Here is a 26,742-nt window from a genome sequence, read left to right on the forward strand (position 1 = left end):
GCAGCGGTCGATCATGACGAGCAACGGCACGGGTGCCACTGCTGCCTCACATTCGGGGAACACGCCTCGGCCTGCGGTTTTGGCCTCCGCAGCCGTGTGCCGTGTTCCATTGTAACGACGGTACGCGCATGCGGTGCGAAGCGATCACCCTCGAGGGCCGATCAGTGCTGGATGCCCTCCGCCGCGGCGGCCGCGGCGCCGACGATCCCGGCGTTGTTCTGCAGGCTCGCGACCAGCACCGGAGTCCGGATGTCCAGCAGCGGCACCCATTTCTCGGCCTTCTTGCTGACACCGCCGCCGACGATGAACAGGTCGGGCCAGATGAGGTTCTCCAGCACGGTCAGATAACGGTGCACGCGCTTGGCCCATTCGGGGTAGGTGAGGCCCTCGTTGTCCTTCACCGAGGCGGCCGCGCGCTTCTCGGCGTCGTGGCCGTCGATCTCCAGGTGGCCGAACTCGGTGTTGGGCACGAGCTTGCCGTCCTGGAACACCGCGCTGCCGATGCCGGTGCCGAAGGTGAGCAGCGCGGTCACGCCCTTGCGCGCGACCGGCTCGCCGAAGCGGATCTCCGCCATGCCCGCCGCGTCGGCGTCGTTCAGCATCGCGATCTGGTCGACGCCGCGGCCGAGCCGCTTGGCGAACAGGGCGTCGGCGTCCGTGCCGATCCACTGCTTGTCGATGTTGGCCGCGGTGTGCGCGACACCCTTCTTGACGACCGCGGGGAGCGTCACGCCGACCGGGCCGTCCCAGGCCGCCTGCGTCACGATGTCGTGCACGATGTCCGCCACCGCGGACGGGGTGGACGGCTTCGGCGTCTCGAACCGGATCCGGTCGCCGATGAGCTGTCCCTTGTCCAGGTCGACCAAGGCGCCCTTGATCCCGCTGCCGCCGATGTCGATGCCGAAACCTCGGCGGGTCGCCTCCACCACGGACGTGGTCCCTTCTCGCACGATTCAGAAGCCTGCCTCGGAGACTTTAACCGGATGTGGTGACATGTCGGACGTGGGAGTTGACGAGTCGTTGCTGAAAAGCGTCGCGGTGCAGGTCGCGACGGACGCCGCCGAGCTGGTCCGCGAGGCCTGGGAGGGGATGGCGGGAGGCCGTGCGGTCGCCGTGGGCACGAAGTCCGGGGACACCGACGTGGTGACCGCGGTGGACCACGAGTCGGAGCAGCTCGTGCGGGCGCGGCTGGCTTCGCTGCGGCCGGGAGAGCCGGTGCTGGGCGAGGAAGGCGGTGGCGCGGCGGGCGACGGCGTCACGTGGGTGGTCGACCCGATCGACGGGACGGTCAACTTCCTCTACGGGCTGCCGTGGTTCGCGGTGTCCGTGGCGGCGCAGGTCGGCGGGGTGTCGGTGGCCGGGGCGGTGGTGGAGCCGGCCAGCGGCCGCGTCTGGTCGGCGGCCCGCGGGCAGGGCGCGTTCCTGGACGGCAGGCGGCTGGCCGTGTCGGCGCCGTCGCGGCTGGAGCTGACGCTCGTCGGAACCGGTTTCGCGTACTCGCCCGAGCGGCGGACGCGGCAGTCGCGGTTCGCGGCGGAGCTGCTGGGCCGCGTGCGGGACATCCGCCGCAACGGCGCGGCGTCGCTCGACCTGTGCGCGGTGGCGGCGGGCTGGCTGGACGCGTACGTGGAGCACGGCCTCAACCGCTGGGACTGGGCGGCGGGCGCGCTGATCGCGGCGGAGGCGGGCGCGGAGGTGTTCGTCCCGGGCACCGCGCCGGACCTCGGCGCGGACGCGACGTACGCGGCGGCCCCGGCCATCGCCGACCCGCTGCGGAAGGCCCTGGCCGACTGCGGCGCGACGGACGTCTGAGCGGTCGCCGGGCCCGGGCAGGTCTTGAATGAGTCATTCAAGACCTGCGGCGCCCTGAATGACTCATTCGGGACTTCGGGGCGCCGCGAATGACTCATCCGGGACCTCCGGCGCCGCAAATGAGTCATTCGCGGCGCACGGGGACCGGAACTGTCGGTGCTCTCCGGTAGCGTGGAAAACGGGGGCGCCCCCGCGAGCCGCGGTCGGCACTGCCTGGTCAGGCGCCGGTCAGCACTCCACGTTGCGGGCGGATGCCAGCAGTGTCTGGTCGATGACCGGGGCCTTCGCACCCGCGGACTGCTCGTTGCCGCCGCCGCCCTGGTGGGCCTTCGACCAGTCGGCGAGCTGGGTGATGACCTGGCGGGCCTCGGCGCGCGGCCGGATGTCGCCGAAGAGGGTGCCCGTGACCACGTCGACGCTCGCGTCCTTGCGGTTGTCCTGGACCAGCTCGGCGCAGGGGACGACCAGGCTGAGCGTCCGGGCCGCGGCGGCGCCGTTCTCGCCGAAGCGGATCTGGCCCCGGCACTTGGCCTCGCGGTTTTCGTACGCCGGGTCGCTGGCCGGTTCGGCGGCCCCGGTGAACCCGAGCTCCTTGAGCGCGGTCGTGGTCATGCCGCCCTTGCCGCGGGTCTCGGAGGCGTTGAGGACCCGGTAGGCGATCTTGTCGGGCGGGACGGGCGCGCGGCCGTCGAGGGCGTCGTGGGGGAGGGTGCTGAACGTGACTCCCGGTGGCGGGCTGGCGGGCGGGTCGCAGCGGACGGCCGCGTCGATGTCACCCTTGCCGACGACCGCGTTCACCCAGACGACGATCGCGGCGACGGCGAGCACGCCGATGACGATCAGCGCCGGCAGCGGCTTGTGCTTGCGATACGGCCGCGCCCCACGGTCCCCGATGCCGTTCCCCGACGCCACCTGCCCGTCCCTTCCCCAAACACCGAATCCGACCGTGCGCACGGAACCGGTTCGAGGCCGATCAGCCTAGGCGCACCGGACGGCGCGCGCCGTTCCGGGTCGCCCCGCCGGAACACCCGGTCGTTCCCGTGCCCTGCCCGTGGTCCCGGGCTCCGCCCGGGACCGATCCCCGTGCAGCGATCGCACCACGCCCGCCCCGGCCGGGGCAAGCGGACACGGGCCGCGCGTGAAGTTCTCCACCCACGGGCAACCCGAACGGACCACAACGCGTCTTACCTGCGGGTTCCCCCTGTCGGGTGACGATTCCCCGGCAATGTCTGACTCGTTGCAGAACCCGCAGAGCGGTGAGCTACCCTTCCCGGGCTCCGGCCGCAGGAAGAGGCGCAAAAAGAAGAGACCTCGGTCACTTCGGCCGTCGGGCACAAACGAGGGCCCTGGAACGTTGACCAGCGGCACGGCGGACTCACGGGCGCATCCGGGGGTCCGGGAAAACGACTACACAAGCTGATCGCAGGGGTGAGGGACACATGGCTACCGACTACGACGCTCCGCGCCGCAGCGAAGCCGACGAGCTGGCCGAAGACTCGTTGGAGGAGCTCAAGGCCCGGCGCAACGAGAACCAGTCCGGCGTCGTCGACGTCGACGAGGACGCGACCGCCGAGAACTTCGAGCTGCCGGGTGCCGACCTCTCCGGGCTTTCCGGTGAGGACATGACCGTGAAGGTGGTGCCGAAGCAGGCGGACGAGTTCACCTGCTCCGTGTGCTTCCTGGTGCACCACCGCAGCCGGCTGGCCGAGGACAACGGCGGACGCCTGATCTGCCGCGATTGCGCCTGAGCGCGCAGGAGGGGTTCTCGGAACAGGGGACGAACAGACGCGACGGAGAGCCTCGAGGGAGCAGGGGAAGGCTCGAAGCGCGCTTGGGGACAAGGGGGCCGGCCGGCAGGCCGGCCCCCTTCCCATGTCAGGGGTCAGGCGTTCTTCAGCAGCTCGGCGACCTTTTCCGGGTGCCGGGTGCTGAACAGCCAGTACGGCGTCGGGTCGGCCGCGTCGGTCAGCCGGACCCGCACGACCGGGCCGACCCAGCCGCGGTGCAGCACGTAGGCGGCGGGGTCGCCGTCCCGCCCGAGGGCCTTGCGCTTGGCCTCCTTGTCGAAGATTTCGACTTCGCCTGCGTAGCGCAGGGGCAGGTGCGCGTCGCCGACCCACAGCTCCGGCTCGTCACCGCCGGTGACGAGGACCTTCGACCGGCCCAGCGACAGCAGCAGTGCCACGACGACCGGCAGCGCGATCACGTAGGGCAGCCACGCCCGGATCCCCGGGTACCCGAGGTCGATCTCGGCGGCCAGCAGGACCGCCCCCAGCACCGGCAGCGGCCAGCCCCACCACGGGACGTACAGCCGCTCGGAATGCCGGACCGCGGCGTTCGCGGCCGTCTTCGCTGATTCACCCACGGGAACAGAGTAATCTCGCGGCCCGTGTCCAGCGTTCAGGTACTCCTCTCCCGGCTCGACCCGGATGTCCCGCTGCCCGCCTACGCCCGGCCGGGCGACGCGGGCGCCGATCTCGTCACCACCTCGGATATCGTGCTCGGACCCGGGGAACGCGGCGTCGTCGGCACCGGCGTCGCGATCGCGCTCCCGCCCGGGTACGCGGGATTCGTTCACCCACGGTCGGGCCTGGCCGCCCGGGCCGGCCTCTCGGTGGTGAACACCCCGGGCACGATCGACGCGGGGTACCGCGGGGAGATCAAGGTCTGCCTGATCAACCACGACCCGGTGCACCCGGTGAAGCTCACGCGCGGCGACCGCATCGCCCAGCTGGTCGTGCAGCGGGTCGAGCACGCGGAGTTCGTCGAGGTCGCCGAGCTCGACGCCACCGAGCGGGGCGACGGAGGCTACGGCTCGACAGGTGGACACGCCACACTGGGAGCACCGGCGCTCGCCACGGGCGCCGGCGCGGGGGAAGGAACGGAGAGCTAGTGGGGATTTTCGGACGCAAGCGGCGGACCGAGGACGGGTCCGCCGGACGGCACGCCGCGCCCGAGGCCGACGACACGATCGAGGACGACGCGTACGACGACGAAGACGGACCGGAACTGTCGGACGTCTCCGACGGCCCGTACGACGTCGCGGACTTCGACGACGACGGCGTCCCGCGGATCGACCTCGGCTCGGTGAAGGTGCCGGTGCCCGACGGTTCCCAGGTCCAGGTCGAAATGGACCCGGAGACCCAGGGCGTGCGCGCCGTGCACGTCGTCACCGAGCAGGGCCAGATCACGGTCAGCGCGTACGCCGCGCCGCGCTCGGGCGGGCTGTGGCGGGAGGTCAGCTCCGAACTGGCCGAGCAGCTGCGAGCCGACGGCGCCAAGGTGAACATCGGCCGCGGCAAGTGGGGCCTGGAGATCTCGGCCATCGTCGGCGACGTCGCCCTGCGCTTCGTCGGCGTCGACCGCCCCCGCTGGATGCTGCGCGGCGTCATCGCCGGGCCCCAGTCGGAGGCCGCCGGAGCCGTCGACGTGCTGCGGGAGATCGTGCGGCGGACCATCGTCGACCGCGGTGACGCGCCCATGCCGGTCCGGACCCCGCTGACCATCACGCTGCCGGACGCGGTCGCCGAGCACATCGCGGCCCAGCAGCAGCAAGGCTGACTCGTTCATGAGGGGCACCCTCATGGCTCTTATGGCCATGAGGGTGCCCCTCATGGCGTTTGCCGGGCTTTCAGGAAGGCGAGGACGGTCGCCCGGCCGAGTGACTCCCGGTCCGCGCCCAACGCCGTGAGCGTCGTCTCGCCGAGAGCGGCGCGGGGGAGTGCGCCGGCCCACTCCGATGCGACTTTCGTCGGGTGGATCGGGTCGTCCAGGCACGTGCCGACGCCGGCCGGGACGGACAGGCCCGCGAGTTCCGCGAGGGTGGGCGACGGACGGCTCGCCGCCACGCCCAGTGCCGCCGCCAGCCCGTCGCCGTGACGGCGCCACGCCCGGTCCAGCTCCGCCCGCAGCCAGTCCGGGCTGCCCGCGGTCTGCGCCAGCGCCGCGCCGACGCCGGAACGGGCCACCAGATCCGCCGACAGCGTCGCGGCCAGCGATGCGGGTGCTGAGCCGGGGACGCCGTTCCAGGCCGGGAGCGCGGCCAGCAGGCCCCCGCAACGGCCCGGGTGGCGGACCGCCCACTCCGCGGCGAGGTGGGCGCCGAACGAAATGCCGCCGACGAGCAGTTCGCCGTATTCGTCCGCCAGGGCGTCGAGCGTCTTCAGGTAGCCCACGGCGAGCTCGGCGCCCGGCGGCGGTGGCGGCGCGATGAGCGGGACACCGAGGGCGCGCAGCGGCCCTTCGAAGACGGCTCGGACGAACACCTCGTCCGAGCCGGTGCCGGGCAGGAGCACCGCGGCGGGAACTCTGATTGCGGACGTCACGTTGCGATCTTTGCGCAAAGGCGTTTCCCTGGCGGGGACCGCAGCTACGCTGGAAATCGCACGGGCCGCAAACACCACGTCGGGGGCCCCGGAGCACAGGAGCACCTATGTCCGCCAAAGACGGCGGCTACTTCAGCCGGTTGGTTCGCAAGCTGACCAGCGACGTCGAGGAACTCGACGCCGACGAGATGTCGATGAGGTCGGGCGCCGAGGGCGCGCAGCGGGCCTGTGACTGCCGCTCCGGCGAAGAGGTCACCGTGATGGGGCGCCTCCGCAGCGTGGAGCTCTGCCCGACGAACGAGGCCGCCACGCTGGAGGCCGAGCTGTTCGACGGGACACAGGGCGTGACGCTAATCTGGCTCGGCCGCCGCCGGATCCCGGGCATCGAGCCTGGCCGGACGATCAAGGTGCGCGGCCGGATGGCCGAGCGTGACGGCCAGAAGGTGCTGTACAACCCCTATTACGAGCTCCAGAGCCCAGTGAGTTGATCACCCATCGTGACTGAACCCGCCCCGAGCGAGAAGAAGACCGACGCGGAAGAGCCGCAGCCGACCCTGCTCGAGCAGATGGGCGGCGTGTCCGGCCTGATCTACTCCTCGCTGCCGGTCATCGTGTTCGTCCTGGCGAACTCGTTCTTCGGCCTGACCGCGGCCATCTGGACGTCGGTGGGCAGCGCGGTGGCCATCACCGTGCTGCGGGTCGTCCGCAAGGAGCCGCTGCAGCCGGCGATCTCCGGGTTCTTCGGCGTCGCGATCGCGGCGTTCATCGCCTACCGGACCGGGTCCGCGAAGGGGTTCTTCCTCTTCGGGATCTACGCCAGCCTGATCTACTGCGGCGTCTTCGTGCTGTCGGTGGTGGTGCGCTGGCCGATCGCGGGCGTCGTCTGGAACCTGCTCAACGGCACCGGCCAGGCGTGGCGCAAGGACAAGCCGTCCCGCTACGGCTACGACGTCGCCACCCTGGCCATGGCGGCGATCTTCGCCGCCCGGTTCGTCGTCCAGCGGTGGCTCTACCAGGAGGACTACACCGGCTGGCTGGCCTTCGCGAAGATCGCCATGGGCTACCCGCTGTACGCGCTGGGCCTGCTGGTGGTCGTGTGGGCGGTCCGGCGGTCGGACAAGCGCCTGAAGGCGATGGAGGAGTCCGAGCCGAAGCCGGAGACCGACGCGGAAGCCGAAGCCCGGCTGCGCGAGAAGTACGCGACCCCCGAAGCCTGACCCACCCGCGCGGGGGCGCCCCCCGTTCTCGACTCTACCGGCAGGCACCGACAGTTTCGGTCGGCCGAAAGCCGTGAAGGCCACCTTGAGGAACATAGAGTTCCTGAAGGTGGCCTTCACGGCTTTTCGCCGTCTCAGTAGCCGAGTGCCGTCCGGATCTCCGGCTCGACGTCGGCGGTCGCCACGAACAGCAGCTCGTCCCCGGGCTCCAGCGGGTCCTCCGGCTGCGGCACGATCACCCGGTCACCGCGCAGGATCGTCACCAGAGCCGCGTCCCGCGGCAGCATCAGGTCGCTGACCGGCTTCCCGGCCAGCGGCGTCTCCGCCGGCAGCGTCAGCTCGACCAGGTTCGCGTTGCTCTGCCGGAACGTCATCAGCCGGACCAGGTCGCCGACGCTGACCGCCTCCTCCACCATCGCCGCGAGCATCCTCGGGGTCGACACCGCGACGTCCACGCCCCACGCGTCCGTGAACAGCCACTCGTTGGCCGGGTTGTTCACCCGGGCCACCACGCGGCGGACCGCGAACTCCGTCTTGGCCAGCAGCGACACCACGAGGTTCGCCTTGTCGTCGCCCGTCGCGGCGATGACGACGTCGCACTGCTCGATCCCGGACTCCTCCAGGATCGACACCTCGCACGCGTCGCCGAGCACCCAGTCGGCCTGCTCGACCGCGTGCGGCTCGAACTGGTCGGCCTCGCGCTCGATGAGCATCACCTGGTGCCTGCCGTCGATCAGCTCGGCGGCGATGGAGCGGCCGACCGCTCCGGCGCCGGCAATCGCGACCCTCATGCCTCGTCCTCCGGTTCGCGGTTGGCCACACTGGTCACGTCGGTGACGGTGCCGGACCGCGCGGCCACCCACACGACGTCGTCGGCCTGCAGCACCGTCTTGGTGTCGGGCAGCACCGCGGTGCCGAACCGCATGATGAACGCCACCCGCGCGCCGGTCGCCTGCTGCAGCGACTTCACGGAGTGCCCGACCCAGCCCTCGTGCAGCGGCAGCTGCAGCAGCGCGACGTTGCCCGACGGGTCACGCCACGCCGACGCGACGCCGTCCGGCAGGAGGCTGCGCAGGAACCGGTCGGTGGTCCACGGCACGGTCGCGACCGTCGGGATGCCCAGCCGCTCGTACACGGCCGCGCGCTTGTGGTCGTAGATCCGCGCGACGACGTGCTCGATGCCGAAGTTCTCGCGGGCCACCCTGGCCGAGATGATGTTCGAATTGTCCCCGCTGGACACCGCCGCGAACGCGCCGGCCCGCTCGATGCCGGCCTCGACCAGCACCCGGCGGTCGAAGCCGACGCCGACGACCTGCTGGCCGTGGAAGTCGCTGCCGAGCCGCCGGAAAGCCTGCTGGTTCTTGTCGATGACGGCCACCTCGTGGCCGAGCCGCTCCAGCGCAGCGGCCAGGGACGCGCCTACCCGGCCGCACCCCATGATCACCACGTGCACGCCCTGCCTCCTCTTCGGCGGTTACCCGTCCGTTGTTCCCCCTACCTACCAGCGCCGAACCTACCGTGCCCCCGTGCCGTTAGGCTTTCGTGGTGTCGAAGTTCCCGACCGTGCTGAAACGCCTGGTCCTCGGACGTCCGTTCCGCAGTGATCGCCTGGCTCACACGCTCCTGCCCAAGCGCATCGCGCTGCCGATCTTCGCCTCCGACGCGCTCTCCAGCGTGGCCTACGCGCCGGAGGAAATCTTCCTGACCCTGAGCGTGGCCGGCCTCTCGGCGTACGCGCTGGCGCCGTGGATCGGCGTGGCCGTGGCCGTGGTCATGCTCGTCGTCGTCGCCTCCTACCGGCAGAACGTGCACGCCTATCCGAGCGGCGGTGGCGACTACGAGGTCGCCAACACGAACCTGGGCGGCAAGTTCGGCCTCACCGTGGCCAGCGCCCTGCTGGTCGACTACGTGCTGACGGTCGCGGTGTCCACTTCGTCCGGTGTGGCCAACATCGGCTCGGCCGTCCCGTGGGTCGCGCAGCACAAGGTGCTCGCGTCGATCGTCATCGTGGTCGTGCTGACGTCGCTGAACCTGCGGGGCATCCGCGAGTCGGGGAAGGCCTTCGCGATCCCGACATACGGGTTCATCCTGGGCATCCTCGTCATGGTCGCCTGGGGCCTGGTGCAGGCCGCCACCGGCACCGAGATGAAGGCCGAGAGCGCCGGGTTCACGCTGACCGCCGAAGGCACCTTCGCCGGCGTGGCGTACGCGTTCCTGATCCTGCGGGCGTTCTCCTCCGGCGCGGCGGCGCTGACCGGGGTGGAGGCGATCAGCAACGGCGTCCCGGCGTTCCAGAAGCCGAAGTCGAAGAACGCGGCCACCACGCTGCTGATGATGGGCCTGCTCGCGGTCACCATGCTGGTCGGCATCATCACCCTGGCCACGATCACCGACGTCAAGTTCGCCGAGGACCCGGCGCGGCAGCTCGTGGGCGCGCCGGCCGGCTACGAGCAGAAGACGATCGTCGCGCAGATCGCGCACGCGGTGTTCGCCGACTTCTCGCCGGCGTTCTACTACATCTCCTTCTCCACCGGCATCATCCTGCTGCTGGCCGCGAACACCGCGTTCAACGGCTTCCCGGTGCTGGGCTCGATCCTCGCGCAGGACCGCTACCTGCCGCGCCAGCTGCACACGCGCGGCGACCGGCTGGCGTTCTCCAACGGGATCCTGTTCCTGGCGGCCTTCGCGCTGGTGCTGATCATCGCCTTCGACGCCGAGGTCACCCGGCTCATCCAGCTCTACATCGTCGGCGTGTTCGTGTCCTTCACGGTGAGCCAGGCGGGCATGATCCGGCACTGGAACCGGTTGCTGGCAAAGGAAACCGACCCCGCCAAGCGGCGCCGGATGCGGCGTTCCCAGACCGTCAACGCGGTCGGCCTCACCTGCACCGGTGTCGTACTGGTGATCGTGCTCATCACCAAGTTCCTGCTCGGCGCGTGGATCGCGATCGCCGCGATGGTGGCCATCTTCGTGCTCATGACGGCGATCCGGCGGCACTACGACCGCGTCGCCGACGAGCTGAAGGACCTCGGCGACACCCCGACCGTGCTGCCGTCGCGCAACCACGCCATCGTGCTGGTGTCCAAACTGCACCGTCCGACGTTGCGGGCCCTGGCCTACGCCAAGGCGATGCGCCCGGACGTCCTCGAGGCCGTGACGGTCAATGTGGACGATGCCGACACCCGCCGGTTGACCGCCGAGTGGGACGCCCACAACTTCAAGGTGCCGCTGAAGGTCGTCGAGTCGCCGTACCGCGAGATCACGAAGCCGGTGCTCGACTACGTGAAGCGCGTGCGCGGTGACAATCCGCGCAACGTGGTCACCGTGTTCATCCCGGAGTACGTGGTCGGGCACTGGTGGGAACAAGTCCTGCACAACCAGAGTGCGCTGCGGCTCAAGGGCCGCCTGCTGTTCCAGTCCGGTGTGATCGTGGCGAGCGTGCCGTGGCAGCTGGAGTCGTCGGCGAAGGCAGCCGCGCGCGTCCGGAACGAGTGGCCGGCGGCCGGTGACGTCCGCCGCGGGTTCTCGCCCGACGCGAAGCAGGCCGGCCCCGGCGCACCGAAGCCCAAGGAGCCTGTGGAATGACGAGCTGGCTGGGCCGGGTCCTCGAGGTCGAGGTCGGGCCGGTGGCGCACGGCGGCCACTGCGTGGCCCGCGCCGAGGGGCGGGTCGTGTTCGTCCGGCACGCGCTGCCGGGCGAGCAGGTCCGCGTCGAGGTCACCGAGGACAACGGCGGCTCGTTCTGCCGCGGCGACGCCGTCGAGGTGCTGACGCCGTCTTCGCACCGGGTCCCGCCGCCCTGCCCGCTCGCCGTGCCGGGTGGCTGCGGCGGCTGCGACTGGCAGCACGCTTCGCCGGACTACCAGCGCGAGCTGAAGGCTTCGGTCGTGGCCGAGCAGTTGCACCGGCTGGCCGGGATCGAGCGGGACGTCGTCGTGGAGGCCCTCGACGGCGGCCCACTGGACTGGCGCAGCCGGGTCCGGTTGGTCGCCGGCCACGACGGGCGCGCGGGGCTGCGTGCCCACCACAGCCACCGGGTGGTGGCCCTGGAGGACTGCCCGATCGCGGTCCCCGGCGAACTCGACGACGTCCTGGCTCGGCGCTGGCGGCCGGGCAGCGAGCTGGAGGTCACCCAGGACGGCGACGGCGGTGTGCACGTCCGGGAGCTGTCGACGGTGCGCGGCAAGGTGCGGGCGCGGCAGCTGACCGGCGGGGTCGCGGTCCAGCACGCGGCGGGCCGCGACTGGCGTCTCGACGCGCACGGCTTCTGGCAGGTCCACCCGGCGGCGGCGTCGACGCTGGCCGCGGTCGTGGGGGAGTGGGCGGAGGCGCCGGCGGGCGGGTCGGCCTGGGATCTCTACGCCGGGGTCGGGCTGTTCGCGTCGGTGCTGGCCGCGCAGGTGGGTTCCGCGGGCCGGGTGCTGGCGGTGGAGTCCGGCCGGCGCGCGGTCGCCGACGGCGAACGGAACCTCGCCGACCTGCCGCAGGTTTCGTGGCGGGCCGGGCGGGTGGAGCACGAGCTGGCGTCGGCCGGGAAGCCCGTGGACGTCGTGGTGCTGGATCCGCCGCGCAAGGGCGCGGGCAAGGCGGTCGTGGAGTCGATCGTGGCGGGCTCGCCGGACCGGATCGTGTACGTGGCCTGCGACCCGGCGGCGCTGGCCCGCGACGTGGCGATCTTCGCCTCGCACGGGTACGGGCTGACCGACCTGCGGGCGTTCGACGCCTTCCCGATGACCCATCACGTGGAGTGCGTGGCGCTGCTTTCCTGACTCCGTCTTCCCCGAGCCTTCCCAACGCTTCCCGAAACTGTCGGTGGTGGTCGGCACACTGTGCGCATGACTCCACTCGACGATTTCGACCGAGCTTCCGCGACGGTGACCGGCCTGGTCTCGGGCATCCGCCCGGACCAGTGGACCCTGCCGACGGCCTGCGTGGACTGGGACGTCCGCGCGGTGGTCAACCACCTTGCGCACGGCAACGCGAAGGTGGCCTTCTGGGCGGGCACCGGTCCACCGGCCCCGGACGGCGACCACCTGGGTGCCGACCCCGTGACGGAGTTCGCGGCGTCGGTGGCCCGGGCGCGGGCCGTGCTGGCCGAGCCGGGCCTGTTCACGCGCACGGTGACGACCCCGCTGGGCGAGGTGCCCGGGGTGTTCCTGGTGCACATGCGCGTGAACGAGTACGTGGTCCACGGCTGGGACATCGCGGACGCGACGGGTGCTTCGACGGATCTGCTGCCCGACCTGGCGTCGCAGGCGCTGGAGCAGTGGCGGTCCCGGTTCGGGGCGGCGCCGCGGCAGCCGGGCGGCCCGTTCGGCCCGGAGGTGGAGGCGCCGGAAGAGGCGACGGCGGCGGACCGGCTGGCGGCGTTCCTGGGCCGGAAGGCGGTCAGCGAGCGGTGGTGAAGAAGTGCCTCGCCGTTGCCGGTGCCCACAGGAGGACGACGACGGCGAGCTGAGCGGCGGCGACGGCCGGGACGACGGCGTGGAACATCGGCGAAGACGACCACGAAACCACGCCGAAGACGACCGACAGCAGCTGCGAGACGATGGCCAGCCGGCGCGTCCACGGCCGCCCGGTGGCCAGCTTGACCGCGAGGAGGACACAGAGGACCAGCAGGAGGCCATGGAAGACGGCTCCGGAGACGACGGCGAGATGGGCGGAGCGGGCGACCTCGGCCGCGCCGAACTCCGGGTGCGAGGCGGCGATCTGATCGCGCAGGGAGTCCTGGCGTGCCCCCATGACGGCCGGGATCACGAGGTGGGCGAGCGCGATCAGGACGAGCAGCACCCGCGCGGCCTGGACGGTTTTCGGCACCTCCGACGTCCGGGTGGTCATGCCCGCTCCGCCCCTTCGGTCTTGTCTCGGGACCGCTGCCACCGCGGCCCGGTTTTCGGCGTGGGCTGCTCGCGCCGGCTCCAGGCCTGGTTGAGCCGGGTGACGAGGGTGCGTGCGGTGGCGACGTCTTCGTCGGTCCAGTCGGCGATGACGTCGGCGAACACCGTGGCTCCGGCCTCGACGGTGGCGTCGATCTCGGCCCGGCCCCGGTCGGTCTGCCGCACGAGAAAGGTCCGTGAGTCGCCGGGATCGGCCTCGGCGGTGACTTGTCCCTCGCGCTCCAGGGCGGCGAGGTGCCGGCTGGTGGCGGACGCGGTGAGCCCCAGCTCACCGGCGATGTCCCGGGGGCGCAGGGGACCGCTCGTGGCGACGAGGCCGAGGATGCGGATCCGGGTCAGGTCGATCCGCCGGGCGATCCGCCGATGCCCCTGGTCGATCAGCTCCATGACGGCCATCGCCAGCTCGGCCCGGTCATTTCGTTGCGGCATGAAACGAGTCTACTCCTGTCTCGGCCGCTCGAGAAGGAAAGGCGGGCGCGCCCGGTTCGTTCTGCGGCAGGCCGGACGTCAGGCGGCCCGGCGGACCGCGAACGCCGCCGCCAACCCGGTCGCCGTCATCACCAGGCCCGACGTCAGCAGCACCCACGACCCGGCGCCGGGCGCGATCCGGGCGGCCGGCTCGAAGCGCGCCACCTGGGGGAGCGTCACCACCAGGTGGCGCAGGATCACGCCGGTGACGACCAGGCCGGGCAGGCACGCCATGGCCAGGGGCTCGTCGCGCTCGCGGGCGAACGTCAGGTACGCGAGCGTGCCGGCGACGAGGACCGCCGCCGCGCACACCAGCCGGAGGCCCAGGTCCAGTTCGGGGTCCGGCGTGCCGGGTGGCAGGAGCCCGGAGTGGTCGGCGGTCCGCAGGGTCAGCCCGGCGATGATGCCCAGCCCGGCCGCTGCCACGATCACCGCGCGTGGGCCCCGGAGCCGTTTCCACGGTCGCTGCTCCTCCACTCCGGCCTCCCTGCGTCGCGGTGGAGGCAGCATAGAGCGCCGGAAACGGCTTTCCGATCACGTTTTTCCGGGCTGGGCCGTTCGGTGGATCCCGATCGGGGGAGCGCTCAGCCGGCGAACCAGTGCTGCGGCGCCGGGCGCAGGTTCTGGTAGATGTGCTTGACCTCGGTGTACTCGGCGAGCCCGGCTGGGCCGAGCTCGCGGCCGAACCCGGACTGCTTGTAGCCGCCCCACTCGGCCTGCGGCAGGTACGGGTGGAAGTCGTTGATCCACACCGTGCCGTGGCGCAGCCGCCCGGCCACGCGCTGCGCCCGCGAAGCGTCGTTCGTGAACACCGCGCCGGTGAGGCCGTAGTGCGTGTCGTTGGCGATGCGGACGGCGTCGTCCTCGTCGGTGAACGTCTCGACCGTCAGGACCGGCCCGAACGACTCGTCGACGACCGCCGACGAACCCTGTTTCACCTGGTCCAGGATGGTCGGCAAGTAGTAGAAGCCGTCCTGCAGCACCGGGTCGTCCGGGCGGCGGCCGCCGGTCCGCAGCACCGCGCCCTCCGCCAGCGCGGCGGCCACGTACCGCTCGATCTTCGCCCGGTGCGCCGCCGAGATCAGCGGCCCGGTCTCGGCGCGCTCGTCGAACGGCCCGCCCAGCCGGATCCGCTCGGCCCGGCGCACCAGCTCGGCCACGAACTCGTCGTGCCACTCCCGCTGCACGATCAGCCGCGCGCCCGCCGAGCACACCTGGCCGGAGTGCAGGAACACCGCGGTCAGCGCGTAGTCGACGGCGGTCTCGAAATCGGCGTCGGCGAAGACCACGTTCGGGTTCTTCCCGCCCAGCTCCAGCGCCACCTTCTTGACCGTGCCCGCGGCCGCCGCGGCGATCACCTTGCCCGTGGCCAGCCCGCCGGTGAACGACACGAGGTCGACGTCCGGGTGTTCGGCGAGCGGCGCGCCGGCCTCGGCGCCCGCCCCGAGCACCAGGTTCCCCACGCCCGCGGGCAGCCCGGCCTCGGTGAGCAGCTTCAGGAACAGGATCGCCGTGTGCGGGGTCAGCTCGCTCGGCTTGAGCACGAACGTGTTGCCCGCGGCCAGCGCCGGCGCGATCTTCCACACGGTCTGCAGCAGCGGGTAGTTCCACGGCGTGATGAGCCCGCAGACGCCGACCGGCTCGTGCACGATCCGGCTGAACGCGTCCGGGTTGCCGGTGTCCACGACGCGCCCGGCGTCCTGGCCCGCGAGCTTGCCGAAGTAGCGCAGGCAGGCGGCGATGTCCGCCATGTCGTACCGGCTCTCGACCAGGCGTTTCCCGGTGTCGAGCGACTCGGCGCGGGCGAACGCCTCCGCGTCGCGGTCCAGCAGGTCCGCGGTGCGCAGCAGGAGGTCACCACGCAGCTGCGCGGGCGTGCCGGGCCACGGGCCGGTGTCGAACGCCCGGCGCGCCGCCGCGATGGCGGCCTCGGTGTCCTTGGCGGTGCCCTCGGCGACCGTCGCGACCAGGGAACCGTCGGCCGGGCAGCGGATCTCCCGCCGTCCGCGGCCCACCGCGTCCACCCATTCGCCGCCGATGAAGAAGTCCGCCATGCGGTCCATTCTCGTGGCCACGCGGCGTGACCGCCACAGCGACGCACCGAGACGAGGTTCACCCCGGGTGCTGACGTGTGATCGCGCTCCGGTTGTGACGCCGGACGCGGCGGGCGGAACCTCCCTGGCAGGTCTCCGTAGACTGGCCCGAACAGTGTCTTCCGGGGCCCAGCCCCGGACCCGGCCGGGGGCAAGCCCCCCTGGACCCCCAAGGCCGGAAGCGACCAGGCGAGGTGGAGACGAGTGACGTTGCTGGAGTCCGTGAACGGACCGGCGGACCTGAAGCGCATGAGTGTCGAGGACCTCGGCGAACTGGCCGCCGAGATCCGGGACTTCCTCGTCGACAAGGTCCGCCGTGCCGGCGGGCACCTGGGGCCGAACCTCGGCGTCGTCGAGCTCACGCTGGCGCTGCACCGCGTGTTCGACTCGCCGCGCGACGCGATCGTCTGGGACGTCGGCCACCAGGCGTACGTCCACAAGCTCGTCACCGGCCGCGCCGCCGGATTCGACCTGCTGCGCCAGACCGGCGGGCTCACCGGTTACCCCTCGCGCGCGGAGAGTGAGCACGACTGGGTGGAGAGCAGCCACGCGTCGTCCGGTCTGTCCTATGTGGACGGCCTGGCGAAGGCGTTCGAGCTGGACGGCGGCGAGCGGCACGCGATCGCGGTCGTCGGTGACGGCGCGCTCACCGGCGGTATGTGCTGGGAGGCGCTCAACAACATCGCCGCGCACAAGGACCGCCCGGTCGTCATCGTGATCAACGACAACGGCCGCTCGTACTCGCCGACCATCGGCGGGCTGGCCGACCACCTCGCGGCGCTGCGCCTGCAGCCCGGCTACGAGCGGCTCCTCGACGGCGGCCGCGAGATCCTCAAGCACACCCCGGTCGTCGGCAGGCCGATCTACGCCGCGCTGCACGCCGCGAAGGCCGGGCTGAAGGACGCCCTCAGCCCGCAGGCGATGTTCTCCGACCTCGGCCTGAAGTACCTCGGCCCGGTCGACGGCCACGACCAGGTGGCGCTGGAGAAGGCCCTGCACAGCGCGAAGACGTTCGGCGGCGCGGTCATCGTGCACGTGGTGACCGAGAAGGGCCACGGCTACGCGCCCGCGGTGAACAACGAGCACGACCAGATGCACCAGACCGACCCGATCGACCCGGAGACCGGCCTGCCGCCGGTGAAGGGCCCGAGCTGGACCGGCGTGTTCGGCGCGGAGCTGGCGAAGATCGGGGCCGAGCGGGAGGACGTCGTCGCGATCACGGCGGCGATGCTGCGCTCGACCGGGCTGGACAAGTTCGCCGACGCGTTCCCGGACCGCTGGTACGACGTCGGCATCGCCGAGCAGCACGCGGTCACCTCGGCCGCGGGGCTCGCGATGGGCGGGCTGCACCCGGTCGTGGCGATCTACTCGACGTTCTTGAACCGGGCGTTCGACCAGGTGCTGATGGACGTCGCGCTGCACCGCCTGCCGGTGACGCTGGTGCTCGACCGGGCCGGGATCACCGGGCCGGACGGGCCGAGCCACCACGGCATGTGGGACCTCTCGCTGCTCGGCATGGTGCCGGGGATGCGGGTGGCCGCGCCGCGCGACCCGGCCACGCTGCGCGAGGAGCTGCGCGAGGCGGTCGCGGTGTCCGACGGGCCGACCGCGCTGCGGTTCTCGAAGGGCAAGGTCGGCACGGACGTGACGGCGGTGGAGCGGATCGGCACGGTCGACGTGCTGCGCCGTCCGGCCGAAGGCGCCGACGTGCTGCTGGTGACGGTCGGCGCGTTCGCGACCCTGGGGCTGGCGGCCGCCGCCCGGCTGGCCGACCAGGGCATCGGCGTCACGGTCGTCGACCCGCGCTGGGTGCTCCCGGTACCGGCCGAACTGGTGGCGCTGGCGTCGCAGCACAAGCTGGTGGTGACGGTGGAGGACAGCGGCCGCCACGGCGGCTTCGGCTCGGCGCTGGCGGCACTGTTCCGCGACGCGGAGTGCGACGTCCCGCTGCGGGACCTGGCGGTGCCGCAGTCGTTCCACGACCACGGCAGCCGCGACGAGGTCCTGGCCCGCATCGGCCTGACGGCGCAGGACGTGGCCCGCCGCGTGACCGAGTGGGCATCCGGCCGCCTCGGCTCGCCGGCCCAGCCGGCGTCCGGCGCCAAGGCTTCGGACGCGAACCGCCGCTGAGCGGGCCCCTCTCAAACGCCCCAATGTGGCATTGGGTGCGTCCAACGCACCCAACGCCACATGGGGCGTTCGGGGTCCGAAACTGTCGGTGGTCACCGGTAAAGTGGAAAACGGGGGGCGCCCCCGCGCGGCCGGTCGAGCCGCGATCGGGCGGGGGCTCAGGCGAACCGTGTCATCACGTGCTTGACGCGGGTGTACTCGGCGAAGGCGTAGGCCGAGAGGTCCTTGCCGTGGCCGGAGTGGCCGAAGCCGCCGTGGGGCATCTCGGCCACCAGGGGGCCGTGCGTGTTCACCCACACGCAGCCGAAGTCCAGCTCGGCCGAAACCCGCGCCGCCACGGCCAGATCGCGGGTCCAGACCGAGGACGCCAGTCCATAGGGGACACCGTTGGCCAGCGCCACTCCCGCGGCTTCGTCCGAAAAGGACTGGACCGTGAGCACTGGGCCGAAGATCTCCTCCTGGACGATCTCGTCGTCCTGACGCACTCCTGAGATCACCGTGGGCGAGAAGAAGAACCCGCGTGAGCCGAACCGCGTCCCGCCGGTCTCGATGCGGGCGTGCGAGGGCAACCGAGAGATGAGACCCTCGACGCGCGAGAACTGCGCCGCGCTGTTCAACGGCCCGTAGTCGGCTCCCGGCGTCTGCGCCGCAGCGGTCTTTGCCAGCGAAGCGACGAAGTCGTCGTGGATCGACGCGTGGACCAGCACCCGGCTGCCCGCCGTGCAATCCTGGCCCGCGTTGTAGAACGCGGCACCGACGATGCCTTCGGCCGTCGAAGCGAGGCCGGCGTCGGGGAACACCAGCAGCGGCGCGTTGCCGCCCAGCTCCAGGTGGGTGCGCTTGAGGTCGGCGGCCGCCAGCGTGGCGACGTCGATGCCCGCGCGCGTCGACCCGGTGATCGAGACCAGGTCGGTGATCGGGTGGCGGACCAGCGCGCGGCCGGTGTCGCGGTCGCCGGTCAGCACGGTGAACGCCCCCGAGGGCAGGAACTCCGCGGCGACGCGAGCCAGCAGCACGGCCAGACCGCAAACGCTTGCGCGGCCGATTCGAGCACGGCGTCCACATCGGACTGCGAGGCGATCGGGCTGGTGCCGAACACCTCTCCGGTCGCCGGGTCGGTCAGGTCGAGCGTGCGGGTCATGCCTTCTCCAGGTGGGTCGGCGCGAACAGCTTCAGCAAGGCGGGCAGCACGACGACGGACGGGCCCGGTGTGCGCAGTGCCTTCGCCAGGTCGGTGCCCACTGTGTCCAGAGTGGACGCACACGCCGGCACGCCGAAGGAGGAAGCCAACGCCACGAAGTCGGGCCGGGCCAGCTCGGTGGCCGTCGTGTGGCCGAACGCGTCGGTGAGGTACTCGCGGAGCACGCCGTAGCCGCCGTCGTCGATGATCAGCCACGTGACGTCGAGGCCGTGCTGCACCGCGGTGGCCAGCTCGGCGACGCCGTACATCGCGCCGCCGTCGCCGGATACCGCCAGCGCCGGGCGCCCGGCGACGGCGCCGCCGAGCGCGCCCGGCAGGCCGTAGCCCAGGCCGCCCGCGCCCTGCGCGGTGTGGATCGGCGCGCCTTCGGGGTTCCACGCCGACCAGGCCCAGTACGCGGCGATCGTCATGTCCCAGAACGTCTGCGTGCCTTCGGGGAGTGCCGCCCGGATGTCGTCGATCAGCTTGCGCTCGACGGCCAGGTCCTGACCGTCCAAACGCGACTCGACACGCGAGAGCAGCCCGGAAACGGCTTCTTCGGCCCGGCCGTCGGACGGCCGCATCGGCACCCACTCCAGCAGTGCCTGCAGAGTGAGCCGGACGTCGGCGTGGATGCCCAGGCCCGGGTAGTTGGACTCCAGCTTCCCCAGGTCGGCCTCGACCTGGATCACCCGGCCGCGCGGGGCGAACTCGCGGTAGTTGCTGGACAGCTCGCCGAGGCCGGAGCCGAGCACCAGCAGGACGTCGGCGGCGGCGAGGAACTCCGTGGTGTTCCAGTCCTCCAGCCAGGACCGCCCGGACAGCTCGTGGTCCCACGGGAAGACGCCCTTGCCGCCGAACGTCGAAATCACCGGCGCCCGCAGGGCTTCGGCCAGCGCCAGCAGCTCCGCGTGCGCGCCGGAGCGCAGGGCGCCGCCCCCGGCGAGGATCACCGGGTCCGACGCCGCCGCCAGCAGGTCGGCCGCCGCCGTGACCAGCTCCGGCAGGGGAGCCAGGACCGGGGGAGCAGCCGCGACCGACGTGATCGGCGGGAGCCCGGCCGGGCCGAGCAGCACGTCCTGGGGGATTTCGACCCACACCGGCCCGTAGGGCGCGGTCGCCGCCGACGTCCACGCCTCCCGCAGGGCCGAGGGAATCTGGCTCGCGCGCCGCACGACGTGCACCGACTTCACGACGTCTCGGAAGCTCGCTTGCTGGTCGGGCAGCTCGTGGAGGTACCCGTGCCGCCCGCCGCCCAGCCCGGCGACCGGGACCTGGCTGGAGATCCCGAGCACCGGCACCGAAGCGGCGCGCGACTCCTGCAGGGACGCCAAGGTCAGCAGCGCGCCCGGGCCGGTGGAGACGATCAGGGGCGTCACCGGCACCGGGCCGTCGGGGTTCGTGGCGAGCCGGGCGCGGGCGTGCCCGTCGGCGGCGAAGGCGAGGTTGTTCTCGACGCGCCCGCTGATCACGCGCAGGTCGTCGGCGCGCCGCAGCGCCTCGAACAGGCCCAGCGCGTGCTGGCCCGGCAGGCCGAACACCGTGTCGGCGCCCAGCGCCCGCAGCGTCTCGACCACGACGTCGCCACCGATGCGCGTCATGCGCCCTTCCCCAGGGCCAGCAGGCTCACCAGGTCGTAGGCGACGTGGGAGGCCGCGATGGCGGTGATCTCGGCGTGGTCGTAGGCCGGGGCCAGCTCGACGACGTCCGCGCCGACCAGGTTGAGGTCCCGCAGGCCGCGCAGGATCTCCAGCAGTTCGCGGCTGGTCATGCCGCCCGCCTCGGGCGTGCCGGTGCCGGGCGCGTGGGCCGGGTCGAGCACGTCGATGTCGACCGAGACGTACAGCGGGCGGTCGCCGATGCGCTGCCGCAGCGCGTCGACGGTTTCGGCCACCCCGCGGCGCATGACGTCGCCGGAGGTGACGATGCCGAAGCCCAGCCGCCGGTCCTCTTCGAGGTCACGCTTGCCGTACAGCGGCCCGCGGGTGCCGACGTGCGACAGCGCGCTCGTGTCGAGAATGCCCTCCTCGGACGCCCGCCGGAACGGCGTGCCGTGCGTGTACGGCTCGCCGAAGTAGGTGTCCCAGGTGTCGAGGTGGGCGTCGAAGTGCAGCAGGGCGACGGGTCCGTGCTGCTTCGCCGCGGCCCGCAGCAGGGGCAGCGCGATGGTGTGGTCGCCGCCGACGGTCACCAGCCGTGTCCCGTTCGCCTGCAGCGCTTCGGCTTCCTGCTGCAGTGTCTCGATCGCTTCGCCGATGTTGAACGGGTTGACGGCGATGTCGCCCGCGTCCACGACCTGCCGTTCGGCGAACGGCGAGACGTCCAGCTCCGGGTGGTACGGCCGCAGCAGCCGGCTCGCCTCGCGCACGGCCGCCGGGCCGAACCGCGCGCCGGGCCGGTAGGACACCCCGGAGTCGAAGGGCACCCCGACCACGGCGACGTCGGCGTGGTCGACCTGGTCGATCCGCGGCAGCCGCGCGAAGGTCGCGAAGCCGGCGAACCGGGGGACGCGCGACGAGTCGAGGGGTCCGATGTTAGGCACTGGTGGGCTCCTGTTCCCGGATCGAGGTGGGAGTTTCTTCGCCGTTCAGCCGGCGGGTCCAGACGGTGAGGATCGCGTCGGACGTGCGGGGCGTGGCGAAGCTGACGGCCAGGTAGACCACCAGGCTCGCGCCCAGGCCCCAGTAGATCGGGGTGTTGGCGTCGACGCCGTCGATGATCATGAACGCGACCACGGACACCGTGCCGGCGACCATCGACGCGTACGCGCCCTGCCGGGTGCCGCGCTTCCAGAACAGCGCGCCGATGATCGCCACCAGCAGGCCGCCGACCAGGATGTCGTAGGCGATGGTCAGGGCGTTGACGACATCGTCGACAATCATGGCGATGCCGATGGCGATCAGCCCGAGCACGAGCGTGGCGATCCGGTTGCGGCTGACTTCGCCGCCCTTCTTCAGGCCCAGCTTCGTCAGCAGGTCGGACGTCGTGGTGGTCGAGCAGGCGATCAGCGCGCCGCTCGCCGTCGACATCATCGCCGAGAGCGCGGCGGCCAGCACCAGGCCGCGGACGCCGGTGGGCAGCAGCCGCTCGACGATCGTCGCGAAGGCGTCCTGCGCGCTGGCGATGTCCGGGTAGAGCGCGTGCGCCGCGGTGCCGATCAGGGCGCCGGCCAGGCCGTAGACCAGGCAGTAGACGCCGGAGGTGATGCCACCGGACGTCGCGATCGCCGGTGTGCGGGCGGTGAACACCCGCTGCCAGATGTCCTGGCCGATCAGCAGGCCGAAGGTGTAGATCACGAAGTAGGTGATGATCGTGTCGGTGCCGATCGAGGTGAAGCTGAAGAAGCTCGCGTCGAGCTTCTCGCTCATGCCGCTGAAGCCGCCGGCGGAAGAGATCGCGACCGGCAGCAGGATCGCCAGGATGCCGATGGTCTTGATGACGAACTGGGCGATGTCGGTGAGCGTGATCGACCACATGCCGCCGAGCACCGAGTAGAGCACCACGATCGAGCCGCCGACGGCGATCCCGGCCCAGTTCGGCAGGTCGAACAGCACCTTGAAGATGGTCGCGAACGCCAGCGTCGAGGTGACCGTGAGCATCAGCGTGTAGCCCCACATCACGACGCCGGACACGGCGCTGGTCCGCCCGCCGTAGCGCAGGTCGAGCATTTCGCCGACGGTGTAGACCTTCAGCTTCACCAGCCGGCGCGCGAACAGCGAGTGCAGCACGAGGATGCCGACCCCGATGCTGACGACCAGCCACATGCCGGAGATGCCGAACTTGTACCCGAGCTTCACGCCACCGACCGTCGACGCGCCGCCGAGGACGACGGCCGACATCGTGCCGGAGTACATGAACCAGCCCAGCCGCCGTCCGGCGACCAGGTAGTCGGACTTCGTCTTCGCGAGCCGGAGGCCGTACCAGCCGACCCCGAGCATGCCCGCGATGTACAGCGCGATCACCGCGTAGTCGCCGGTCACGGTGTCCTCCTTGCGTCGGCGAGTGGTGTTCGGGCCACCGTAGGTTCGCCCGCCGCCTCTTCGGCATGGGATGATTCATCCCCATGTCGACATCGGGCGGATGAAATGACCTCGAGCACGGATTCGCTGTCCACCGATGTGAATGTCCCGTTACGGGACGTGCTCGGCAACCGGGAGCTCGCGCTCGACGTCGTCCCCGAGACGCTGCGGCCGGGCGCGCTGGACGCCCCGGTGCGCTGGGCCCACGTGAGTGAGCTGCAGGACCCCGCCCCCTACCTGCTGGGCGGCGAGCTGATCCTCACCGCGGGGGTCAACCTGCCGGAGCGGATCGACCGGTACGTGCGCGGCCTGCGCGACGCCGGCGTGACGGCGCTGGGGTTCGGCCTCACCCCGACGGTGCACGAGACCCTGCCGGAGCCCCTGCGCCGGGCGTGCGCGCGGCGCGGGCTGCCGCTGCTGGTGGTGCCGGCGCGCACGCCGTTCCTGGCGATCAACCGGGCGGTCTCGGTCGCGCTGACCGAGGCCTCGCAGCGTGAACAGCGGCGGATCACGGCGGCGCGCGAGACGCTGACGCGCGCCGCGGGTGGCGGGCTCGGCGAGCTGACGTCGTCGCTGGCGGCGGTGCTGCGGTCCTGGGTCGCCCTGGTCGGCGCCGGGGACGTGCTGGCCTCGGCGCACGACGCGCCTTCGCCGCTGCCGCTCCAGGTGCGGGAGCTGATGGCGACCGTGCGGGCGGGCAGCGGGATCCGGAGCGCGACCACCGAGGCCGACGGCGGGTTCGTCGTCGTCCAGCCGGTGTACCCGCAGGCCACGGCGTCGCACCTGGTGGTCGTCGGCCGGTCCCGGCGGCTCGACGGCGCCGACCGGGCGATCCTCGCCGTCGGCGCGGCCCTGCTCGGCCTGGTCGGCCGCGCGGGCTCGGATGCGGCCGAGGTGGGCGCGGCGGCCACCGGCCTGCTGCTCGGCCGGGCCTCCGCCGGGGACGCGGCTCGGTCGTTGCTGGGGTCGGAGGTCGTCCGGCTGGTCGCCGGGGCGGCCTACCGGCGCGGTCCGGACGAGGTGGCGCGGCGCCCGGACTGGCTGCGGGCGCGGCTGGACACCCCGCTGGTCTCGGTGCTGCCCGGGCCGTCCTTCGTGGCCGTCGCCGGGACGGTGCCGCTTCCGGTCCTGGAGGACCTGCGCGCTTCCGGCTGGATCACCGCCGTGGGCTCGCCGGTTCCCGCCGGGCAGCTGGCCGGCTCGTCGGCGGAAGTGGAGCTGCTGCTTTCGCGGGCTTCCGCGCTCGGCCGTCCGGTCGTCGCGGGAAGCGGGCCGCTCGATTTCGACGCGCTGCTGGACCCCGGCGTCTCCCGCGGGTTCGCCGAGAAGGCCCTGGAGCCGCTGGTGGCGCTGGACCGGTCCCAGGACCGGCAGCTGGTGCCGACGTTGCGGACGTGGCTGGCCCACCACGGCGGCTGGGAGCCGACGGCGGCGGAGCTGGGCGTCCACCGCAACAGCGTCCGGCACCGGATCGCCCAGGTGGAGCGCGCCCTGGGCGTCGACCTGGCGGACCCGGAGACCCGGATGCGGCTGTGGTTCGCGCTGCGCTGGGCCTCATCGGACGCACACGAGTGAAGCTTGTTCAGCCGTCGGCCGCCGCATGACTTTGCGCTGATCAGCAGCGTGTGGGCGGGGGCGCGGCGGCCTGACCAGAACAAGCTTCATCCTTAAAGGGCACTCTCAGGAAAATATGGGATTGTGGGCTCGTGCGAGTCTTGGTAGTCGAGGACGAAGAACCCCTGGCCGACGCGATCGCCCGCGGCTTGCGCCGCGAGGGGATGGCGGTGGACGTCGCGCTCACCGGCGACGACGGGCACGAGAAGGCCGCCGTCACGCGGTACGACGTCGTGCTGCTGGACCGGGACCTGCCCGGGATGTCCGGGGACGAGCTGTGCCGGGAGATCGTCGCGTCCGGGGAGCTGACCCGGGTGCTGATGCTCACCGCGAGCAGTTCGGTGTCCGACCGCGTGGAAGGGCTGTCGCTCGGCGCCGACGACTACCTCGCCAAGCCGTTCGCCTTCCCCGAGCTGGTCGCGCGGGTGCGGGCGCTGGGCCGCCGGGCCACGCCGGCCGCGCCGCCGCTGCTCACCGCCGGTGACGTCGAGCTGGACCCGGCCAAGCGCACGGTCCGCCGCGCGAGCGGGCCCATCGAGCTGACCCGCAAGGAGTTCGGCGTCCTCGAGGTTCTCCTGCAGGCCGCCGGCTCGGTCGTCAGCAGCGAAGAGCTGCTGGAACGGGTGTGGGACGAGAACGCCGACCCGTTCACCACGACCGTCCGGGTCACGGTGATGACGTTGCGCAAGAAGCTGGGCGAGCCGGGGATCATCGAGACCGTCGTCGGCTCCGGGTACCGGGTGCCGGAGCCCGGCGCGTCACGGGCGTGAACCTGCCGGGCACCCGCTCGCTCCGCGCCCGGATCACGCTGCTGGCGACCGTGCTGGTCGCCGCCGTCAGCCTGCTGCTGCTCTGGCTGGCCTGGACGCTGGTCCGGGACTCGCTGGACGCCGTCCCGCAGATGCCGCCGGGCAGCACGGTGGTCGTCGACGGCGTCGAGGTCGACGCGTCGACGCTCGCCGAGCACCTGCGCGTGCACGCCCGCGACCGGATGCTGCTGTTCGGTTCGCTGGCGTTCCTGCTGGTGGTGGCGGCCGCGGCGATCCTCGCCTGGACGTTCACCTCGCGGGTGCTGCTGCCGCTGCGCGAGATCACCGGGACCGCGCGGCGGCTGTCGGTCGAGTCGCTGGGGGAGCGGATCGGCGAGGTCCGGTCCCGCGACGAGCTGGCCGAGCTGGCGAACACGTTCGACGACATGCTCGACCGGCTGCAGGCCGCGTTCGACGCGCAACGCCACTTCGTCGCGAACGCGAGCCACGAGCTGCGGACGCCGTTGTCGGTGATCCGCACGGAACTGGACGTCACCCTCGCCGACGACGACGCCGACGTGGCCGAGCTGCGCCGGATGGGCGGAGTGGTCCGCGACGCCACCGAGCGGGCCGGGCAGCTGGTCAACTCGCTGCTGCTGCTGGCCCGCACCGACGGGGCCGGCCTCGGGGTGCGCGAGCCGGTCGACCTGGCGGCCGTCGTCGACCGGGCCTGGCGCGCGGTCCACCGGGAAGCGGAGCAGCGCGGCATCCGGGCGTCGTTCGCGACGCCGCCGGCGCCCGCGTTCGGCGATCCCGCGCTGCTGGAGCGGATCGCGGGCAACCTGCTGGAGAACGCCGTCCGCCACAACGTCGACGGCGGCTGGCTGGACGTCGTCACGCAGCCCGGGCCGCGGTGGTCGACCCTGCGGGTCCGCTCGTCCGGCGGTCTCGTGGACCCGGCGGCGGTGCCGGAGCTGTTCGAGCCGTTCCGCCGGGCCGGCGTGGCCCGCACGGCCCGCTCGGGCGCGGGCCTGGGCCTCTCGATCGTCCGCGCCGCCGTGGCGGCGCACGGCGGAACGGTCACGGCCGAACCGATCGTGGGCGGCGGCCTCGGCGTAACAGTCCACCTCCCGGTCCGCTGACCGAGCGCCAACAGGCCTCGCCCGCGACCCCACGGGCATCACCCGTGATTGAAGGGCCATCACATGTGATTGGAGGGGCATCACTCGTGATTCGGG

The 26,742-nt window shown here is 72.1% G+C and carries 26 protein-coding genes and 1 pseudogene; 13 read left to right on the forward strand and 14 right to left on the reverse strand.

Annotated features, from left to right (window positions below):
- Positions 1 to 161: 161 nt before the first annotated feature.
- Positions 162 to 929 (reverse strand): polyphosphate--glucose phosphotransferase, encoded by a 768-nt coding sequence (gene ppgK, locus A3CE_RS0136650; protein ID WP_020645081.1) that lies wholly within the window; start codon positions 927 to 929, stop codon positions 162 to 164.
- Positions 930 to 993: 64 nt separating this feature from the next.
- On the opposite strand from ppgK, the gene A3CE_RS0136655 reads away from it, so the two are divergent.
- Positions 994 to 1,812, forward strand: a complete 819-nt coding sequence (locus A3CE_RS0136655) for an inositol monophosphatase family protein (RefSeq protein WP_020645082.1) — start codon at positions 994 to 996, stop codon at positions 1,810 to 1,812.
- Positions 1,813 to 2,040: 228 nt separating this feature from the next.
- Here A3CE_RS0136655 and cei read toward each other — a convergent pair whose 3' ends face one another.
- Positions 2,041 to 2,724: an envelope integrity protein Cei gene (gene cei, locus A3CE_RS0136660; RefSeq protein ID WP_020645083.1), complete on the reverse strand. Its 684-nt coding sequence runs from the start codon at positions 2,722 to 2,724 to the stop codon at positions 2,041 to 2,043.
- Between the two features lie 527 nt (positions 2,725 to 3,251).
- Here cei and A3CE_RS0136665 point away from each other — a divergent pair.
- A complete protein-coding gene (locus A3CE_RS0136665) occupies positions 3,252 to 3,560 on the forward strand; it encodes a DUF4193 domain-containing protein (protein WP_013224476.1) in 309 nt (102 codons plus the stop codon).
- A 134-nt stretch (positions 3,561 to 3,694) separates the two neighbouring features.
- Here A3CE_RS0136665 and A3CE_RS0136670 read toward each other — a convergent pair whose 3' ends face one another.
- Positions 3,695 to 4,177: a DUF3093 domain-containing protein gene (locus A3CE_RS0136670; RefSeq protein ID WP_020645084.1), complete on the reverse strand. Its 483-nt coding sequence runs from the start codon at positions 4,175 to 4,177 to the stop codon at positions 3,695 to 3,697.
- 24 nt (positions 4,178 to 4,201) lie between these two features.
- On the opposite strand from A3CE_RS0136670, the gene dut reads away from it, so the two are divergent.
- Positions 4,202 to 4,705: a dUTP diphosphatase gene (gene dut, locus A3CE_RS0136675; RefSeq protein ID WP_020645085.1), complete on the forward strand. Its 504-nt coding sequence runs from the start codon at positions 4,202 to 4,204 to the stop codon at positions 4,703 to 4,705.
- The gene (locus A3CE_RS0136680) at positions 4,705 to 5,373 is read left to right on the forward strand and encodes a DUF3710 domain-containing protein (protein WP_020645086.1); all 669 of its coding nucleotides are present in this window, start codon (positions 4,705 to 4,707) and stop codon (positions 5,371 to 5,373) included. The genes dut and A3CE_RS0136680 overlap by 1 nt, the downstream gene beginning before the upstream one ends.
- Positions 5,374 to 5,423: 50 nt before the next feature.
- On the opposite strand, the gene A3CE_RS0136685 is transcribed toward A3CE_RS0136680, so the two are convergent.
- Complete coding sequence (locus tag A3CE_RS0136685; RefSeq protein WP_020645087.1) at positions 5,424 to 6,107, reverse strand: alpha/beta fold hydrolase; 684 nt, start codon at positions 6,105 to 6,107, stop codon at positions 5,424 to 5,426.
- A 137-nt stretch (positions 6,108 to 6,244) separates the two neighbouring features.
- On the opposite strand from A3CE_RS0136685, the gene A3CE_RS0136690 reads away from it, so the two are divergent.
- Together A3CE_RS0136690 and A3CE_RS0136695 are read left to right on the forward strand one after the other, a co-directional pair.
- Positions 6,245 to 6,625: an OB-fold nucleic acid binding domain-containing protein gene (locus A3CE_RS0136690; protein ID WP_013224481.1), complete on the forward strand. Its 381-nt coding sequence runs from the start codon at positions 6,245 to 6,247 to the stop codon at positions 6,623 to 6,625.
- Positions 6,626 to 6,634: 9 nt separating this feature from the next.
- Positions 6,635 to 7,354 carry a DUF3159 domain-containing protein gene (locus A3CE_RS0136695; RefSeq protein ID WP_020645088.1) on the forward strand — a complete coding sequence of 240 codons (720 nt, stop codon included), beginning with the start codon at positions 6,635 to 6,637 and terminating at the stop codon, positions 7,352 to 7,354.
- Between the two features lie 134 nt (positions 7,355 to 7,488).
- Here A3CE_RS0136695 and A3CE_RS0136700 read toward each other — a convergent pair whose 3' ends face one another.
- Positions 7,489 to 8,145: a potassium channel family protein gene (locus tag A3CE_RS0136700; RefSeq protein WP_020645089.1), complete on the reverse strand. Its 657-nt coding sequence runs from the start codon at positions 8,143 to 8,145 to the stop codon at positions 7,489 to 7,491.
- A complete protein-coding gene (locus A3CE_RS0136705) occupies positions 8,142 to 8,807 on the reverse strand; it encodes a potassium channel family protein (RefSeq protein ID WP_020645090.1) in 666 nt (221 codons plus the stop codon). The genes A3CE_RS0136700 and A3CE_RS0136705 overlap by 4 nt, the downstream gene beginning before the upstream one ends.
- 92 nt (positions 8,808 to 8,899) lie before the next feature.
- Here A3CE_RS0136705 and A3CE_RS0136710 point away from each other — a divergent pair, with 92 nt between their 5' ends.
- The 3 genes from A3CE_RS0136710 (at position 8,900) to A3CE_RS0136720 (ending at position 12,759) form a co-directional block, all read left to right on the forward strand.
- Positions 8,900 to 10,939, forward strand: a complete 2,040-nt coding sequence (locus A3CE_RS0136710) for an APC family permease (protein WP_026469212.1) — start codon at positions 8,900 to 8,902, stop codon at positions 10,937 to 10,939.
- Positions 10,936 to 12,123: a class I SAM-dependent RNA methyltransferase gene (locus A3CE_RS0136715; protein WP_020645092.1), complete on the forward strand. Its 1,188-nt coding sequence runs from the start codon at positions 10,936 to 10,938 to the stop codon at positions 12,121 to 12,123. The genes A3CE_RS0136710 and A3CE_RS0136715 overlap by 4 nt, the downstream gene beginning before the upstream one ends.
- Before the next feature lie 66 nt (positions 12,124 to 12,189).
- Positions 12,190 to 12,759 carry a TIGR03086 family metal-binding protein gene (locus A3CE_RS0136720; protein WP_020645093.1) on the forward strand — a complete coding sequence of 190 codons (570 nt, stop codon included), beginning with the start codon at positions 12,190 to 12,192 and terminating at the stop codon, positions 12,757 to 12,759.
- Here A3CE_RS0136720 and A3CE_RS0136725 read toward each other — a convergent pair.
- The 4 genes from A3CE_RS0136725 to A3CE_RS0136740 form a co-directional block, all read right to left on the reverse strand.
- Complete coding sequence (locus A3CE_RS0136725; protein WP_020645094.1) at positions 12,743 to 13,192, reverse strand: hypothetical protein; 450 nt, start codon at positions 13,190 to 13,192, stop codon at positions 12,743 to 12,745. The two genes, A3CE_RS0136720 and A3CE_RS0136725, sit on opposite strands and share 17 nt — an antisense overlap.
- Positions 13,189 to 13,680 carry a MarR family winged helix-turn-helix transcriptional regulator gene (locus A3CE_RS53710; protein ID WP_020645095.1) on the reverse strand — a complete coding sequence of 164 codons (492 nt, stop codon included), beginning with the start codon at positions 13,678 to 13,680 and terminating at the stop codon, positions 13,189 to 13,191. Before A3CE_RS53710 ends, A3CE_RS0136725 begins: the two co-directional genes overlap by 4 nt.
- A gap of 78 nt (positions 13,681 to 13,758) precedes the next feature.
- Positions 13,759 to 14,196 (reverse strand): hypothetical protein, encoded by a 438-nt coding sequence (locus A3CE_RS0136735; protein ID WP_051183809.1) that lies wholly within the window; start codon positions 14,194 to 14,196, stop codon positions 13,759 to 13,761.
- Between the two features lie 107 nt (positions 14,197 to 14,303).
- The gene (locus tag A3CE_RS0136740) at positions 14,304 to 15,773 is read right to left on the reverse strand and encodes an aldehyde dehydrogenase family protein (protein WP_026469213.1); all 1,470 of its coding nucleotides are present in this window, start codon (positions 15,771 to 15,773) and stop codon (positions 14,304 to 14,306) included.
- A 243-nt stretch (positions 15,774 to 16,016) separates the two neighbouring features.
- Between A3CE_RS0136740 and dxs the strand changes: the two genes are divergently transcribed.
- Positions 16,017 to 17,942, forward strand: a complete 1,926-nt coding sequence (gene dxs, locus A3CE_RS0136745) for a 1-deoxy-D-xylulose-5-phosphate synthase (protein ID WP_020645098.1) — start codon at positions 16,017 to 16,019, stop codon at positions 17,940 to 17,942.
- A gap of 158 nt (positions 17,943 to 18,100) precedes the next feature.
- Here dxs and A3CE_RS52190 read toward each other — a convergent pair.
- The 4 genes and pseudogenes from A3CE_RS52190 to A3CE_RS0136765 form a co-directional block, all read right to left on the reverse strand.
- Positions 18,101 to 18,961, reverse strand: a pseudogene (locus tag A3CE_RS52190) (aldehyde dehydrogenase family protein); the annotation flags it as partial.
- A 118-nt stretch (positions 18,962 to 19,079) separates the two neighbouring features.
- A complete protein-coding gene (locus tag A3CE_RS0136755) occupies positions 19,080 to 20,723 on the reverse strand; it encodes a thiamine pyrophosphate-binding protein (RefSeq protein ID WP_020645100.1) in 1,644 nt (547 codons plus the stop codon).
- Entirely contained in the window at positions 20,720 to 21,664 is a 945-nt protein-coding gene (gene speB, locus A3CE_RS0136760; RefSeq protein ID WP_020645101.1) for an agmatinase, read from the reverse strand. Before speB ends, A3CE_RS0136755 begins: the two co-directional genes overlap by 4 nt.
- Positions 21,657 to 23,102 carry a sodium:solute symporter family protein gene (locus A3CE_RS0136765; protein WP_020645102.1) on the reverse strand — a complete coding sequence of 482 codons (1,446 nt, stop codon included), beginning with the start codon at positions 23,100 to 23,102 and terminating at the stop codon, positions 21,657 to 21,659. The genes speB and A3CE_RS0136765 overlap by 8 nt, the downstream gene beginning before the upstream one ends.
- Before the next feature lie 105 nt (positions 23,103 to 23,207).
- Between A3CE_RS0136765 and A3CE_RS0136770 the strand changes: the two genes are divergently transcribed.
- From A3CE_RS0136770 to A3CE_RS0136780, 3 genes are all read left to right on the forward strand, one after another.
- Positions 23,208 to 24,716, forward strand: coding sequence for a PucR family transcriptional regulator (locus A3CE_RS0136770; protein ID WP_020645103.1), 1,509 nt, complete (start codon positions 23,208 to 23,210; stop codon positions 24,714 to 24,716).
- 131 nt (positions 24,717 to 24,847) lie between these two features.
- Positions 24,848 to 25,525 carry a response regulator transcription factor gene (locus A3CE_RS0136775; protein WP_026469214.1) on the forward strand — a complete coding sequence of 226 codons (678 nt, stop codon included), beginning with the start codon at positions 24,848 to 24,850 and terminating at the stop codon, positions 25,523 to 25,525.
- Positions 25,522 to 26,646, forward strand: a complete 1,125-nt coding sequence (locus A3CE_RS0136780; protein ID WP_020645105.1) for a sensor histidine kinase — start codon at positions 25,522 to 25,524, stop codon at positions 26,644 to 26,646. Before A3CE_RS0136775 ends, A3CE_RS0136780 begins: the two co-directional genes overlap by 4 nt.
- Positions 26,647 to 26,742: the final 96 nt, after the last annotated feature.

The sequence above is a fragment of the Amycolatopsis balhimycina FH 1894 genome (assembly GCF_000384295.1).
GTDB lineage: Bacteria > Actinomycetota > Actinomycetes > Mycobacteriales > Pseudonocardiaceae > Amycolatopsis > Amycolatopsis balhimycina.

Coding starts and splice junctions, on each gene's coding strand:
- A3CE_RS0136725 (WP_020645094.1), bottom strand. CDS start 13,192: ATGACCACCCGGACGTCGGAGGTGCCGAAAACCGTCCAGGCCGCGCGG.
- A3CE_RS0136655 (WP_020645082.1), top strand. CDS start 994: ATGTCGGACGTGGGAGTTGACGAGTCGTTGCTGAAAAGCGTCGCGGTG.
- A3CE_RS0136740 (WP_026469213.1), bottom strand. CDS start 15,773: ATGGCGGACTTCTTCATCGGCGGCGAATGGGTGGACGCGGTGGGCCGC.
- A3CE_RS0136770 (WP_020645103.1), top strand. CDS start 23,208: ATGACCTCGAGCACGGATTCGCTGTCCACCGATGTGAATGTCCCGTTA.
- A3CE_RS0136715 (WP_020645092.1), top strand. CDS start 10,936: ATGACGAGCTGGCTGGGCCGGGTCCTCGAGGTCGAGGTCGGGCCGGTG.
- A3CE_RS0136755 (WP_020645100.1), bottom strand. CDS start 20,723: ATGACGCGCATCGGTGGCGACGTCGTGGTCGAGACGCTGCGGGCGCTG.
- A3CE_RS0136665 (WP_013224476.1), top strand. CDS start 3,252: ATGGCTACCGACTACGACGCTCCGCGCCGCAGCGAAGCCGACGAGCTG.
- A3CE_RS0136720 (WP_020645093.1), top strand. CDS start 12,190: ATGACTCCACTCGACGATTTCGACCGAGCTTCCGCGACGGTGACCGGC.
- A3CE_RS0136700 (WP_020645089.1), bottom strand. CDS start 8,145: ATGAGGGTCGCGATTGCCGGCGCCGGAGCGGTCGGCCGCTCCATCGCC.
- A3CE_RS0136690 (WP_013224481.1), top strand. CDS start 6,245: ATGTCCGCCAAAGACGGCGGCTACTTCAGCCGGTTGGTTCGCAAGCTG.
- A3CE_RS53710 (WP_020645095.1), bottom strand. CDS start 13,680: ATGCCGCAACGAAATGACCGGGCCGAGCTGGCGATGGCCGTCATGGAG.